Raw genomic sequence first — 14820 nt, 5'->3', positions numbered from 1 at the left:
ATAGCTTTTCACCCTCGCCCCCGGATCAGCGCCAGCAGCAGCGGCGTGCCGATCAGCGCCGCCACCAGACCGGCCGGCATTTCATAGGGAAAAGCGAGGGTACGCCCGGCCCAGTCGGCGAGCACCAGGATGCCGGCGCCGGCCAGCGCTCCGCCGACGATCTGCCCGCCGGCCCGCTTGAAGCCGAGTTCCCTGGCGATATGCGGCCCCATCAATCCGGCAAAGCTGAGCGGACCGGCGGCTAGCGTCGCCGCGCCGCTCAGGATGCCGGCCACCAGGAACAGCAGGAAGCGGGCGCGGCCGAGATCGATGCCGACACCCGAGGCCGTCTCGGCTCCGAGCGGCAGGATATCGAGCCAGCGCCGCATGGCCAGAGCGGCGACGGTGAGAAGAGCGCCGACCGCCAGCACGGTGATGGAAAGCTCTAGGCTGGCCGAATAGGTCGAGCCGCTCATCCAGCGCAACAGCACCATGGCCCGTGGATCGCCATTGACGGCGATGACGCCGCACACCGCGTCGACCAGCGCGCTCAGCGCCACGCCGGCCATCAGCAGGCGCTCCGGCTCGAAACGCGTGCCGAGGCCGAGCGCGAAGATGGCGGCGAGAACGGCGAGCGAGCCGACCGAGGCAAAGACGAGTTGCAAGGGCAGCGTCGGCACGGCGGCGACGAACAGCAACAGGGTGACGCCGACGGTCGCGCCGGCGCTGATGCCCAGGACTTCCGGGCTGGCGAGCTCGTTACCCGTCAGCCGCTGCAGAATGACGCCGGCCACCGCCAGCATGGCGCCGGCCGCCAGGGCGGCGAGGACGCGTGGCAGGCGCAGCGCGACAATATCGCTGAGGACGGTTGCCGGCGGCAAGCTCCATCCGCCGGTGAGAGGCGCGCGGCCGATGAAAATCGCCAGCGCCAGCAGCAGGACAAAGCCCAGGGCAAGGACGACCCAGCGCCCGCTGCCACGCCGTTCGATGCTCCGCGCCGCCTGATGGCCGCCGGCCGCCGGCAGCGGCCGGTGACGCGCCTTCAGCCCGCCGAGCAGCGCCAGCAACAGCGGCGCGCCGATGACGGCGGTCACCGCGCCGGTCGGCACGAAGTCCTTCATCGCCCCGGTCATCCATTGCACTAGACCGTCGGTGGCGGACAAAAGGCCCGCTCCGAACACGCTCGACCAGAGGAGGACGGCGGCCGGCCGGCGCGCACCGGTCAGCCGGGCAAGGGCCGGCGCCACCAGACCGACGAAGCTGATCACCCCGACCGTGCTGGTCACGAAGGCGGCGAGCGCCACGGCAATGGCAATGGCCAGGAAGCGCAAGCGTGGCACGCGGGCGCCCAGCGCCGCCGCCGTCACGTCGCCGGCTTCGAGCAGCGACAACGGCCGGATCATCAAGCCGGCCAGAACGGCGGCGATCAGCAGCTTCGGGGCGAGCGACAGCGCCGGTTGCCAGCTCTGCTGCGACAGCGATCCGGCGCCCCATATGAACAGGCCGGCGAGATAGCGGTCGTTCATCAGGATCAGGATAGCGGCCAGCGCGCCGCACCACAGCGACACGATGAGGCCGGCGAGGATCAGCACGAAGGGCGAGAAATCCCGCCGGGCGCCGAGGCGCAGCACGACGCCGGCCGCCACGCCGCTGCCGACCAGCGCGACCACATCGCGGCCAAAGCCCATCAGGGCGGGCGCGAACAGCATGCTCACCACCAGCGCCAGATTGGCGCCGGCCGAAACGCCGAGCGTGGCCGGCGAGGCCAGCGGATTTTTCAGGACGAACTGGAACAGGGCGCCGGACAGCCCCAGCGCGATGCCGCAGAGAAGCGCGACCGCCAGCCGGGGCAAGGTCGAGTTCATCAGCATCAGGCCCGATATGGGCGATTGGCCGTCCTGCCAGACGGTGAGAAGCGGACCGATCTCCAGCCAGGAGAACCATCCCGCCAGCGCCAGAAGAGCCACCGCGAACGGCGCGGGATGCCGGAACCAACGCGATGGCGACATCGGAACTGAATCCCTCATCACACCCGCCCCACATAATCGGCCATCTGGCCGGCAAAGCGCATCGCCTCGTTGACCATGCCGAACATCAGCGTCTCCGGCAGCACGGCGAAGCGGCCGTCGCGCACGAAGGACAGGCTGGTCCAGATCGGGCTTTGCCGCAAAGTCGGCAGCACCTCGCGCGGCAACGGCTCGAACGCGATCAGATGCGCGTCCGGCGCGTCGATCTCGGCAAGCGCCTCGATACTGATCGTCTCAAAGCCCCAGTATTGACCGGGGCGAGGCCAGGCATTGCGCATGCCGATGCGGGCGAGCGTGTCGTCGAACAAGCCGGGCGCCGTGTAGACGCGGGCGTGCCGCGCATCGAGAAAGCTGATCAGCGCCACCGACGGCGCACCAGCCGCCCGCACCGTATCGCGGCATCGCTGGAAATGCCTGTCGGCGCCAAGAAGAAAGGCATCGGCCTCGGCGCGCCGCCCGAGGTGATCGCCCAGCACGCGGGTGGCTTCCTCGGCCTTGGGTAGAACGGCGCCGCCGCTGGCGTCATAGACGGACAGCCGCAAGACCGGCGCGATTTTCTCCAGCACCGGCGTGAGGCCGTCGAGATAGGGCGTCGACAGGATGAGCGTCGGCGACAGCGCCGTCAGCGCTTCCAGATTGACCATCACCGCGTCGCCGACATCGGCGACCTCGGGCGGCAGCGGTGGCTCGACCACCCACTTGCCCCAATCGGCGACGCCAGCGATACCGACCGGCGTCAGCCCCAGCGACAACAGCGTGGACGCCAGGCCGTAATCGAGACTGACGACGCGCGGCTGCCGTTCGGCGCCGGCGCGGGCCGGCAGCGACCATAGGCCGATGCCGGCCGCCGCCAGAAAGGCCCGTCTGGAAAGAAGCGATATATGTTCCACCATGATCGGACCACTCAACTGACGTAGGCGAGCGGCAGGCCGAGCTCGGGATGGCGGGTGATGCCCATGTTCAAACCGTAGATCTCGCCCAGCAGCCGGCTGTCCATGATGGCCTCCGACGGTGCGTCGATCAGCAGCCGACCGCCCTTCAGCGCCAGGATCCGGTCGCAGAAGCGAGCGGCCATGTTGACGTCGTGCAGCACGATGACCACGCCGAGGCCATTGTCGTGGGCGAGCCCTCGGATCAGCGAGAGCACCTCGACCTGATGGGCGATGTCGAGCGCCGAGGTCGGCTCGTCGAGCAGCAGGAAGCCGCTGTTCTGCGCCACCAGCATGGCCAGCCAGGCGCGCTGGCGCTCGCCGCCCGACATGGTCGCCACCACCCGGTCGGCGAGCCTGTCGATGTGGGTTCGGACCATGGCTTCCTCCACCTTGCCGGCGTCCTCCTCGCCGAAGCGGCCGAGAGCGCCATGCCAGGGATAGCGGCCGCAAGCCACCAGCTCGCGCACCGTCATCTGGCCGGTGTCGCCGTTGTGCTGCGGTAGATAGGCGATCTGCCGCGCGAAGGCGCGCGGCTCGATGGCGGCGATCGGCTTGCCGTCGTAGGTCACCGATCCCACGTATCGCTCGATCTGGCGGGCGAGCACCTTGAGCAGCGTCGACTTGCCCGACCCGTTGTGACCGATCAGCCCGACCATCTCGCCCGGCGTGAACGCGGCGGAAATGGATTTGAGAAGCGGGGTTTCCCCAATGGAGACGCCGAGATTGGAGATGGAGAACACGCTGGGCTTACCCCTCGATGAACAGGTCGTGGCGCTATCCATGATCAAGGCCGAAGGGGCCCCATCAATGCCGGAACTCGATCGCCCCGACGCGGCGGGCCGATCCTTCGCAAATCTCAAAGTTGAGATTATAAGTCAAGTTTAAAAGCCTGTGAGGGTCGCCACGGCCTTCACCCGCGCTTGGCACGGCACATAGATCTTGGACCGGCGCTGACGCCCCCCCGTGCGAGGAACGACACCAAGCAATCGGATGGATGTTTGCTGGGCTCGCCGTGACCGCTGGCGCATCATCCGACCGGAGTGAAACGAGGATCGACAAGATGATGCTTTCAAAACAAGAACCTAGAGAGCCGATCTGATTCAATCAGATCGAATAGCGCTCTAGGTCCTGTAGGGCAGCATAGTCATTTTTGCAAATGCATCGCATTCGCATAGGTATTCGTTCGGATCATCGGTGGTGGGCGGCGCGCCGGAATGGCGAAGACAAATAGAGACCGATTCTCGTCAAACCTCGAATTCGACGTCGATACCCCCCCCCCGGAGACGGATGGTCGGCAGCCGATATCGGGCATACACAAAGGCCGAAGCCATCATCCGCACTTAAGACAATGATATTTTTTGCAATTCGCAACATGGCGGCCCGGGGCGTGCTACCGAGCACATCTGCCGTTTAGCATTGCGAGTGCGCAAGTAAATGGCAGATCCTCCTTTTTGCGCATCGGCTTGAAGGCACTCCCGCCAACAAAAAGGAAGTAAAGATATCTGATTAGATGTGGCCATTTCGATAGATAACGCGTTAATATTAATTTTTAGCGGCAATAAATCGCAAATTAACAATGTTGCCTCGCCAAAAGCGGAGGCTATATATATTGTAAATTTTAGAAACGCATATTTTATTACATATCTATAATTTTGCAATGTCAACGAAAGACATAGGTACTATCTGGATAAGTTTATTTTTCACTTGAAATGCAATTTTCAGCGTAATAATAAGACTTATCGCCGAGATATATCATATATCTAGACGGTTGGTGGGTAGTTTTTGCCTACTAGACTCGCAAAATGGGAATTGGACTTTCCGCATCGAGAATATCGATTCGGAAGCGTCATAGAATGCTATAGGTGTATTAAATCTGATGTTGCAAGATTTTTTCAGCGCCGAAACGCCCCCATTTTGCCTTGACGTCGGCGCCCCCTGGTGTGGCGGCTCGGCTTTGGCCGCGTCGCCGCACCCTCTCACCAACATGCCTCGTTGATACGCAACAGGGACAGCCAATCCAACAGGCGACACAGTTAGACCTGAGAGGAATACTTTCTTTAGGTACTGTACTCAGAAATATTAGCGTATATTACACAGAATATATATCTGAGATATATTCTGAAATTTTCATAATACTACCAATTCAATTAATAATAAACATATTTTGACGTAAGAAATAAAATAGATGGAGACGTCAGATTGCATCCAAAAATTCAGGAACGTCGAGTATCAATCATACTTGAGCAATGCACAAAAATCGACAAAGAAATACGAATTGTTTCGTCATTAATATTGAAAAATATAGTAATATACAGCTCTCTCATTATGAGTGAAGCCGAATCGAAAGACATTGAAAGTAAAATAGAATTTGAAATAGAAAAAGTCATGTCAGTTCCGGCAGCCTCCACTCCCGGAATCGTCATGAGGAAATATTTGCTTCAGAGATTAAATAGAATAAATATGTATGCGGAATATATACCAACCACAGAGACAACAAATGAAAATTACGAAAGGAGCACAAATAGACATCGAAGATCATCTCATACTTATTCATAAGACAAATATTCGATACGTTTTATGAAAAAACTCATTCCACCTGCTTCCTGAAAATTTCTTAATGGTTAGATGATATGGCCACATGCCCCTATTGCCTCTCTGCGGTTGAGAAAAACTCCAATATCTGCCTCAATTGTGGAGCAGAAAAAGGATATATATCTATATTTTCTAGAGTCCGGGGAGCGTTATATCTCGTTGCTTGGGGCATTTTGGCGCCGATTATTTTGGAGGTAATTTTCATTTTTCTGGTCAACAGCATAGTTACATTTTTATTTGTGTCGTTTGCCTTATTCGCAATCATCCTTTTTTCTGTTTACAAACTGACGTCTGGCACCGCCTGGTATCGCTAGGGATAGCAAAATGCCTTCAATGCGCGTCGAGCTGGTCGAGGCCGACACCCACCATCTCAGCGATGTTTTGCATTAGGCAGTGACCAGAGCCGGAAAGACTAGGGCTTTACTTGCGTGGGCCGCCCCAGGTGTCGAACACGGCCAATTGGGCAGCGAAGACCCGCCGTTCAGGCCGACGAACCGCCGCCCCAGCACCGTGAATTCCACGGTCAGTTCAACGCCGCCCTTGTCACCGGGGAAGTCACCAGGCGCGGCCGACATGACTGTCGGGAAAGGTTGCGGCGTAAAACTCCGCCGCTTTCCTGGCTTCGCATGGTCCAACCAAAGGCATGTCACGAGATCCGGCACGTCACCTCCTCGCAATAACACACACCAACCCGTCGGTGCGCAATCAAGCCGGTTTCTTCACCGGGCTTCCATCGCCTGAATATGGCCCATAGCCTATGCAGCCACTAGCCCACGTGATTTATTGGCGATGAGCTTGGTCCTGTCCGACCAGAGATAGGAGACCCGCCCATGGTCGCATCTCAGATTGACTCACTGCTTCTTCCGAATGAGAAAACTCTGTGGTCGGCCAGACCAGATCCCGGACTTCGCGTCAGTTCGCAGGACTGGTTTCTCATCCCCTTCGGATCGTGTCCCTTGGCGTGGTGTAGCTGGCGCTGCTGGTCACCGTTAAGTTCGGCTCGGGCCTGCTTGATCAGTTTGTCACTGCCGGCAAGCTGACGAAGGGATCATTGCCCATCTGCGCGATGGTTTCCAGCGTCATGTATCTAGCGCGTAGGACGGCCCATTCGTCGTTTTGTTCCAGCAGCAAGGCCCCGACGAGACGAACGATCGCTTCGTCATTTGGGAAGATGCCAACCACTTCGGTGCGTCGCTTGATCTCGCCGTTTAGCCGCTCGATCGGGTTGGTGCTATGCAGCTTCGCCCGGTGTTCTTTCGGAAAGGTCATGTAGGCCAGCACATCCTCTTCGGCGTCATCCATGATCGTGGCCAGTTTCGGGACTTTGGGACGGATCTGGTCGGCAACGGCACGCCATTGGGTACTGGCGGCCTCGGCGGTCTCCTGAGCAAAGGCCGTGGCGATGAAGGCAGAGACGACGCGGCGACCGCTCCTGCCGGCATGGGCCAGCACGTTGCGCATGAAGTGGACTCGGCAGCGTTGCCAGGTGGCGCTGAGCACCTTGGAGACGGCCGCCTTGATGCCTTCGTGGGCGTCGGAGATGACCAGCTTGACGCCCCGCAATCCACGTCGGGTCAGCTTGCGCAGGAACTCGGTCCAGATCGGTTCTGCCTCGGAAGTGCCGATCTCCAGCCCCAGAACCTCGCGCCGGCCATCGGTGTTAACGCCGATGGCGATGATGACGGCCACCGAGACGATACGCCCACCTCGGCGAACCTTGAGGTAGGTGGCGTCGATCCACAGGTAAGGCCAGTCGCCTTCAATCGGTCGATCGAGGAAGGCCTTCACCTTGTCGTCGATCTCTTCGCACAATCTCGACACCTGGCTCTTGGAGATGCCGGACATGCCCATGGCCTTGACCAGATCATCGACCGAGCGTGTAGAGATCCCCTGAATGTAGGCTTCCTGGATGACGGCCGTCAGCGCCTTCTCAGCCATGCGGCGAGGTTCGAGAAAGCCTGGGAAATAGCTGCCTTTGCGCAGCTTGGGGATACGGAGCTCGACCGTGCCAGCCCTCGTCTCCCAATCACGCTCGCGGTAGCCGTTGCGCTGGACGCGGCGTGACGGATCCTTCTCTCCATAGCCGGCGCCCGTCACGGTGCCGACCTCCAACTCCATCAGCCGTTCGGCGGCAAAGCCTATCATCTCGCGCAGAATGTCGGCGTCAGGGGCTTGTTCCACGAGGTCGCGGAAGTTCATCATGTCCTTGGTCATCGGTGGTCTCTTCGGTCTGGAGTTGGAGTTAGCAACCAGACCCTACCGAACATTGCCGGTGACCACCTCACTCAGGACCTACACAACGACTATGGACGGCATCTCCCCTTCGGGCTTGTCTGGGGTGGCTTTGCCATTTTCTGGGAAGTGTCCGTCCTGACGACGTCCTCGCCGGTCCTCTTGAAACTGTGGGGAATACCGTTCGTCGTCATCGGCCTCTATCTCATCGCCGGCCGCTTTTTTGCCGATGCTTGGGCGCGCAGGAATACCGTCTATGCGATCACCAATAAACGCGTACTCGTTGCAAGAACGCGCCCGTTCCCAAAGGTCACGGCGGTGCCGCTCAACGAGCTCGGCGTGGTCAACCTCATTGAGGGAGCCAATGGGAGCGGAACCATCCGCTTTGAAGGGGCGCGGTCCACCTTCGGTCGTAGAGGTTTTTCGACATCTTGGTCGCCAGCCTTCGATCCGATACCTCAATTGATCGGTATCGATCAGGTGCGAACCGTGTTCGCTCTGCTTCAGCAAGCTCAGCAGCCGGCAGCCCTGTGAGCGTCCTCAAAGCGCGCCACCTCCGTATCTGGGCCCTGCTTACGCATCGGATCACATCGGCCATCGCCGACAAAAGTGCATCAATCTGTATCAGCGGCTTGGATTTCCAGGATTTGCCACAGTTGTTCTCACATTCGCAACATGAAGCCGCTTAGGCTGGCATCACCTCCCAAGATGCCTCGGCGGCGGGCAGGACGGATACGCAAACGCTTTTGGCCTCCCAACGAGGGCGCGCGCGGACCGTTCAGAGAACGAAACGGACTATCGGCGATGAAGAAGACGCTCGGAATCATTCTGGTCGCCGCGATTGCGGCCGGCCTTTACTGGCGCGATGACATTGTGTCCGTCACCGCGCCCTATGTTTCCCAGGCGTTCGCCGCCGTATCGCCGAGCGCGGCACCGACCGCGCCACCCGATATCAAAGATCCGAGCACCACCGGCGGCGGTCACCGCCAGCATGCCGCTGGAGATGGCGCCGGACAGACCGCGGGCAAGGCATCGGGCCAGGGCGGCGGCGGTCGCCGCGGCTCCGGCGGCCCGACGCGCGTTTCCACCGTGGCGGCCAGCGCCGAGGACATGCCGATCGAGCGCCGCACCATCGGCACCATCACCTCGCCGGCCAATCTGACGGTGACCACCGAGACCTCCGGCCTCGTCACGGAAATCCTGGTGGCCGACGGTGCCGACGTGCACGAGGGCGACGTGCTGATCCGCCTCGACAGCCGCATCGCCGAGGCCACCGTCGAGAAGGACCAGGCAGCGCTCGCCCGTGATCAGGCGACGTTCGACCACGCCAAGGAGACGGCCGCCCGCCAGCAGAGGCTCCTCAGCAACGAAGCGGTATCGCAACAGTCGCTGGAAGACGCCAACGCCACCGTCAAGACCGCCGAGGCGACGGTCGCCGTCGACCAGGCGACGCTGAAATCGGACCTCGTGACGCTCGATCAGAAGACCATCCGCGCCCCCTTCGACGGTCGCCTCGGCGCCGTCGAAGTGGTGATCGGCAGCTTTGTGCAGCCGGCGACGGCCATCGTCCGCCTGACCCGCACCGACCCGCTCTATGCCAGCTTTGCCCTGTCCGAAAGCGACACCTCGCTGGTGCGGGCGGCGCGCGCCGCCGGCAAGCCGATCAAGGTCGACGTCTCGCCGCTCGGCACCACCGACACCTTTACCGGTACCGTCGATTTCATCGATGCCGCCGTCGACACCACCTCGGGCACCTTCACCGCCCGGGCAACCTTGCATGGTGTCGCCGACAAACTGGTACCCGGTCAGTCGATCGCCGTTATGGCCGCCATTGGGTCGACGCCGGTGGTGGCGGTGCCCACCGTCGCCTTGCAGGCAACGCAGCAGGGCAATGTCGTCTATGTCGTCGGCGACGACAACACGGTGACCGTCCGCCCGGTGACCGTCGCGCTGTCGGCCGGCGACCGGTCCGGCCTCACCGCCGGCATCACGGCCGGCGAGCGGGTGGTGGTCGAAGGACAGGTGCGCCTTGCCGAGGGCATGAAGGTGATCGACGCTTCGGCTCAGGCGGCTAGCAATCCCGACGCAGGCAATCCCGACGCGACCAAGCCGGACGCGACCAACCCAGGCACTGGCCAGCCGGCTACCGGCAAACACAAGACGCATGGCGACAAGGCCGGCAAGCCGACGAGCACGGCGGAGGCGCAGCCATGAACCTTCCCGCCCTGTTCATCCGGCGGCCGGTCGCCGCCATTCTCCTGGCGATCGGCCTGTCGCTCGCCGGCTTCTTCGCCTATCGCCTGTTGCCGGTGGCTGCCCTGCCGCGCGTCGACTTCCCCACCATCACCGTGTCGGCCCAACTGTCCGGCGCCTCGCCCGAGACCATGGCCACGGCGGTGGCGACGCCGCTGATCAAGCAATTCCAGACCATCGGCGGCATCGACACCATCTCGGCCCGCTCCTCGCTCGGCTCCACATCCATCACTTTGCAATTCGAGCTCTCCCGCAGCATCGACAGCGCCGCCGCCGACGTACAGTCGGCCATCGACGTCGCCCGCCGCAAGCTGCCCGACAACATGACCTCCGACCCGAGCTACCGGAAGGTCAACGCGGCCGATACGCCGATCCTGCTGCTCTCGGTCACCTCGCCGACGGTGCCACTCACCGAGCTCGACTCGCTGGCTCAGAACGTACTGTCGCCGGCCATCTCCACCATCAACGGCGTCGCCCAGGCGCAGATCTTCGGCTCGCAGAAATACGCCGTCCGCGTCGAGGCCGACCCCGACCGCCTCGCCGCCCGCGGCATCGGCCTCGACCAGCTCTCCACCGCCATCGCCAATGCCAACAACCAGTCGCCGGTCGGCAGCATGGACAATGCGGCCCAGACCATCACACTCGACGCGCCAACCCAATTCACTTCGGCCGCCGGCTTCCGTCCGCTGATCGTCTCCACCACCAAGGCCGGTCCTGTCCGCCTGGGCGACGTCGCCAACGTGATCGACAGCGTCGAGAACCGCGATCAGGCAAGCTGGTATGACGGCACGCGCGCCATCACACTGGCCGTTCAACGCCAGCCGGACGCCAACACCGTCGAGGTGGTGGACGCCATCAAGGCGGCGCTGCCAGCCATCACCAGCCAGTTGCCGGCCGGGGTGAACGTGTCGCTGATGAACGACAACTCGGTGGCGATCCGCGCCGCCGTCGCCGACGTCAAATTCACGCTGTTTCTCACCATCGGCCTCGTCATCCTCGTCATCTACCTGTTCCTCGGCAAACTCTACACCACCGCCATTCCGGCCATCGCCGTGCCCTTGTCGATCCTGATCGCCTTCGGGGCGATGTATGTGCTCGGCTATTCCATCGACAACATGTCGCTCCTGGCGCTGACGCTATCGGTCGGCCTCGTCGTCGACGACGCCATCGTCATGCTGGAGAACATCGTCCACCACATCGAACAGGGCGAGAGCCCGATGGAGGCCGCCTTCAAGGGCTCGGGCGAGGTCACCTCCACCATCATCTCGATGTCGCTGTCGCTGATCGCCGTTTTCATGCCCATCCTGTTGATGGGCGGCGTGGTCGGCCGGCTGTTCACCGAGTTCGGCATGGTGGTGTCGCTGGCCATCACCGCCTCGGCGCTGGTGTCGCTCACCGTGACGCCGATGTTGGCCGCCCGCCTGCCCGCCAACATCGGCACGCCGCCGTCCCGTTACAGCCCCGCCGGCCTGTTCGATATCGGCTTCTCCAAGGTGCTCAAGGGCTATTCGAAAAGCGTCGGTTGGACGCTGCGCCATCCGCTGCCCATGGTGCTGGTGTTCCTGGGTACCTTCGCCGGCTCCGCTTGGCTGTTCGCCGACCTGCCCAAGAGCTTCCTGCCGCAGGAGGACATCGGCCAGCTCTCCATCTCCACCCAGGCGCGCCAGGACATTTCCTACGACGCCATGGCGCTCCTCCAGAAGCAGGCCGCCGACGTGGTCGGCCGCGATCCGGCCGTCGACCACGTCAATGCTCGGGTCGATAGCTCGCAGATTAATTCGGCCAGTATGAACGTGCAGCTGAAACCAGCGGCTCAGCGTGAGTCGCTCGACGTGGTGGTCGGCCGGCTGCGCCAGTCGCTCGGCCACATCGTCGGCCTACAGAGCTTCGTCACCCCGGTTCAGAGCCTGCGCCTCGGCGGTCGCTCCAGCCAGAGCCAGTATCAGCTCGTCGTGCAATCGCTCGACGCCAGCCAGCTCACCGACTGGGCCGAACGGCTGCGCCTGGCCATGGCCCAGGACACCGCCACCTTCACCGACGTCGCCACCGACCTTCAGAACAACGCTTTGCAGGCCCGCATCATCATCGACCGCGACCGGGCCGAAAGCTTCGGCATCAACGCCGCCACCCTGCGCAAGACGCTGGGCGACGGCTTCGGCGAGCAATCGGTCGCCGACATCCAATCGACCGGCGACAGTTATTCGGTGATCCTCGAATACGCCTCGACGCTCGACTGGAGCAACGACCGGCTGTCCGAGCTGCGCGTCCGCTCCAGCACCACCGGAACGCTGGTGCCGCTGACCGCGTTTGCCACCGTCGAGCGGCAGTCCGGCCCGGTCACCGTCAACCAGACGGGACAGCTCACCTCGATCACCGTCTCCTTCAACCTGCCGCAAGGCGTGTCGCTCGGTGCCGCCACCAGCCGCATCGACGCCATCAAGCAGGACATCGGCCTGCCGACCACCGTGTTCACCGCCTTCGCCGGTACGGCGCAGGTGTTCGCCCAGTCGACGTCCAACACGCCGCTTTTGATCATCGCCGCCATCCTCACCATCTACGTGGTGCTCGGCGTGCTCTACGAGAGCTTCATCCATCCGCTGACCATCCTGTCGGGCCTGCCCTCGGCGGCGCTTGGCGCGCTGCTCGCCCTGAAGCTCACCGGCATGGACCTGTCCATCATCGCCCTGATCGGCATCCTGATGCTGATCGGCATCGTCAAGAAGAACGCCATCATGATGGTCGACGTCGCCCTGCAGCTGATGCGTGAGGACGGCGCCAAACCGATGGAGGCCATCCACGAGGCGGCGACGCGCCGCTTCCGGCCGATCATGATGACCACCTTCTGCGCCCTGCTCGGCACTCTGCCGATCGCCATGGGCCACGGTGCCAGCGCCGAGCTGCGCCAGCCGCTCGGCGTGGCGGTGGTCGGCGGCCTCCTGGTCAGCCAGTTGCTGACGCTCTACATCACGCCGGTGATCTTCGTCGGCTGCGAGAAGCTCCGTTCGTTGTTCGCCAAAAAGCAAGCCCCGGCGGCGGAAGCGTCACCGGCGGAGTGATTGCAAGGATGCCCCGACCCGAAGTGCGCGCTTTCGGAGCATGGTTCGAGGCGACTCTCGCGTTCATGTCCTGAACGATTTCGACCGCCCGTGACCGGCCCCTATGTTGGTGCATACGGCCACGGGCGGTCGACTTGCTTCATGCCTCGTTCTGGTTAGACGAGGTTGCTGGCTCAACGTTGTGGGCGTCTAGCGCTTTGCGGGAAACTGCAAAGCGACGGTGATGACGCCGAGCAAGATGCCGAAGGCGGCCATCGCGGTCGCCCAGATGGCGGCGGTGATCGGCATCAGGGCCGCCGGCCCCAATTGCGGGTAGGAACTGGTGAAATAGACGGCCAGCCCCATCGAGATGCCGTTGAAGAACGGCAGGCTGCCATCGATGAAGTGATGCGACCATTTCATCGAATAGACCATGAAGGCCACGACGACGAACAGCGAAGCCGCCGTGGGAATATCGCCCGGCGTCACCATGTTCGGCAGGAAGCCGAACACCGGGATGATGGCCAGCGAAAGACCGGTCAGCACCGCCGCGTAGCCGAAGCTGATGAGGATCGTCGGGATGGCCCTCGGCTTGGCGCCGAGCGCGAAATACTCCGCCCAGGCGATGAACGCGCACCAGAGCGTGAAGTTGTATTTTCCAAACCACAGGCCGAATGGCAGCGATATGACGACCGTGAGGGCCACGGCCAGCCAGAGCGGAACCCGGTTGATCACCACCGGCCCAGGTGTCTCGACGGCTGCTGCGTTGTTGCTCATGATGTTTCCTCCCGTTTTTAACGTGTGCTGAAGACCTCCTGTCGCGGGCACGCCGCCTGCTTCCACCGGCCATGCGACCGGCTCCTCCCGTCCGGCCTAAACGGCCAGACGGAAGCAGGTAGATCCCGCGGCGGACGATCCGGCGTCAGCTGCGACGGATCGTCTTGAAGCGCTTGGTCTGTTCGGTAAGCGCCCGTTCGGTCGGCAGGCGCTCCATGCTGGAAGCGCCATAGAAGCCGTGGCAGTTCGGGCAGTTCTTCAGGATGTAGTTGGCGTCATCCGGCTCGGAAATCGGCCCGCCATGGCAGAGGACGATCACGTCCTTACGGACCTTGAGCGCCGCTTCCGCCCACTCGTTGATCAGCTTGGGGCAGTCCTCGAGCTTGCGCGACGTCTGGGAGCCGATGGCGCCACCGGTCGTCAGGCCCATATGGCAGACGATGATGTCGGCACCGGCCTTGGCCATCGCCTGAGCCTGATCGGGATCGAACACATACGGCGTGGTCAGCATGTCGAGTTCGTGCGCCTTGGCGATCATGTCGACCTCAAGGCCGTATCCCATGCCGGTCTCTTCGAGATTGGCCCGGAAGATGCCGTCGATCAGGCCGACCGTCGGGAAGTTCTGCACGCCCGAGAAGCCGAGGGCGTCGAGCTTGCGCAGGAAGGGCTCCAGCAGCATGAAGGGATCAGTGCCGTTGACACCGGCCAGCACCGGCGTGTGCTTGACCACCGGCAACACTTCGGACGCCATCTCGACGACGATGTCGTTGGCGTTGCCATAGGCCATCAAGCCGGCCAGCGATCCCCGCCCGGCCATGCGATAGCGGCCGGAATTGTAGATGACGATCAGATCGATGCCGCCGGCCTCCTCGCATTTGGCCGACAACCCCGTTCCCGCGCCACCGCCGACGATCGGATCGCGAGCGGCGATCATCTTGCGGTACTTTTCGAGCAGGGCCGCACGGGTGAATTTAGGCATGATAAACGCTCCTT

9 protein-coding genes and 1 pseudogene are annotated in these 14820 nt (G+C 62.3%); 3 read left to right on the top strand and 7 right to left on the bottom strand.

Going from position 1 to position 14820, the window contains the following annotated elements; all coding sequences use genetic code 11:
- Positions 1-8: 8 nt before the first annotated feature.
- The 5 genes and pseudogenes from fhuB to AB6N07_RS06825 form a co-directional block, all read right to left on the bottom strand.
- Complete coding sequence (gene fhuB / locus AB6N07_RS06845; protein WP_370677055.1) at positions 9-1988, bottom strand: Fe(3+)-hydroxamate ABC transporter permease FhuB; 1980 nt, start codon at positions 1986-1988, stop codon at positions 9-11.
- Between the two features lie 17 nt (positions 1989-2005).
- Positions 2006-2899, bottom strand: a complete 894-nt coding sequence (locus AB6N07_RS06840; RefSeq protein WP_370677054.1) for an iron-siderophore ABC transporter substrate-binding protein — start codon at positions 2897-2899, stop codon at positions 2006-2008.
- An 11-nt stretch (positions 2900-2910) separates the two neighbouring features.
- On the bottom strand, positions 2911-3720 hold the full coding sequence (locus tag AB6N07_RS06835; protein WP_370677053.1) for an ABC transporter ATP-binding protein: 810 nt from the start codon (positions 3718-3720) through the stop codon (positions 2911-2913).
- A gap of 2283 nt (positions 3721-6003) precedes the next feature.
- A pseudogene (locus tag AB6N07_RS06830) lies at positions 6004-6192 on the bottom strand (VOC family protein); the annotation flags it as partial.
- A 352-nt stretch (positions 6193-6544) separates the two neighbouring features.
- Entirely contained in the window at positions 6545-7744 is a 1200-nt protein-coding gene (locus AB6N07_RS06825; protein ID WP_370675511.1) for an IS256 family transposase, read from the bottom strand.
- A gap of 147 nt (positions 7745-7891) precedes the next feature.
- On the opposite strand from AB6N07_RS06825, the gene AB6N07_RS06820 reads away from it, so the two are divergent.
- From AB6N07_RS06820 to AB6N07_RS06810, 3 genes are all read left to right on the top strand, one after another.
- Positions 7892-8296 (top strand): PH domain-containing protein, encoded by a 405-nt coding sequence (locus AB6N07_RS06820; protein ID WP_370677052.1) that lies wholly within the window; start codon positions 7892-7894, stop codon positions 8294-8296.
- A 270-nt stretch (positions 8297-8566) separates the two neighbouring features.
- Positions 8567-9976 carry an efflux RND transporter periplasmic adaptor subunit gene (locus AB6N07_RS06815; RefSeq protein ID WP_370677051.1) on the top strand — a complete coding sequence of 470 codons (1410 nt, stop codon included), beginning with the start codon at positions 8567-8569 and terminating at the stop codon, positions 9974-9976.
- The gene (locus tag AB6N07_RS06810; protein ID WP_370677050.1) at positions 9973-13071 is read left to right on the top strand and encodes an efflux RND transporter permease subunit; all 3099 of its coding nucleotides are present in this window, start codon (positions 9973-9975) and stop codon (positions 13069-13071) included. Before AB6N07_RS06815 ends, AB6N07_RS06810 begins: the two co-directional genes overlap by 4 nt.
- A 189-nt stretch (positions 13072-13260) precedes the next feature.
- Here the strand turns inward: AB6N07_RS06810 and AB6N07_RS06805 are convergent, their stop codons facing one another.
- Positions 13261-13827, bottom strand: coding sequence for a DUF1097 family protein (locus AB6N07_RS06805; RefSeq protein WP_370677049.1), 567 nt, complete (start codon positions 13825-13827; stop codon positions 13261-13263).
- A gap of 145 nt (positions 13828-13972) precedes the next feature.
- Positions 13973-14806, bottom strand: a complete 834-nt coding sequence (locus tag AB6N07_RS06800; protein ID WP_370677048.1) for a phosphoenolpyruvate hydrolase family protein — start codon at positions 14804-14806, stop codon at positions 13973-13975.
- Between the last annotated feature and the right edge of the window lie 14 nt (positions 14807-14820).

It is taken from the genome of Pleomorphomonas sp. PLEO (assembly GCF_041320595.1).
GTDB lineage: Bacteria > Pseudomonadota > Alphaproteobacteria > Rhizobiales > Pleomorphomonadaceae > Pleomorphomonas.
This window is presented reverse-complemented; position numbering and strand designations above follow the sequence as displayed.

Excerpts from the sequence above, each read along its gene's own strand:
- fhuB (WP_370677055.1), bottom strand. The coding sequence starts at position 1,988 with ATGTCGCCATCGCGTTGGTTCCGGCATCCCGCGCCGTTCGCGGTGGCT.
- AB6N07_RS06840 (WP_370677054.1), bottom strand. The coding sequence starts at position 2,899 with ATGGTGGAACATATATCGCTTCTTTCCAGACGGGCCTTTCTGGCGGCG.
- AB6N07_RS06835 (WP_370677053.1), bottom strand. The coding sequence starts at position 3,720 with ATGGATAGCGCCACGACCTGTTCATCGAGGGGTAAGCCCAGCGTGTTC.
- AB6N07_RS06825 (WP_370675511.1), bottom strand. The coding sequence starts at position 7,744 with ATGACCAAGGACATGATGAACTTCCGCGACCTCGTGGAACAAGCCCCT.
- AB6N07_RS06815 (WP_370677051.1), top strand. The coding sequence starts at position 8,567 with ATGAAGAAGACGCTCGGAATCATTCTGGTCGCCGCGATTGCGGCCGGC.
- AB6N07_RS06810 (WP_370677050.1), top strand. The coding sequence starts at position 9,973 with ATGAACCTTCCCGCCCTGTTCATCCGGCGGCCGGTCGCCGCCATTCTC.
- AB6N07_RS06805 (WP_370677049.1), bottom strand. The coding sequence starts at position 13,827 with ATGAGCAACAACGCAGCAGCCGTCGAGACACCTGGGCCGGTGGTGATC.
- AB6N07_RS06800 (WP_370677048.1), bottom strand. The coding sequence starts at position 14,806 with ATGCCTAAATTCACCCGTGCGGCCCTGCTCGAAAAGTACCGCAAGATG.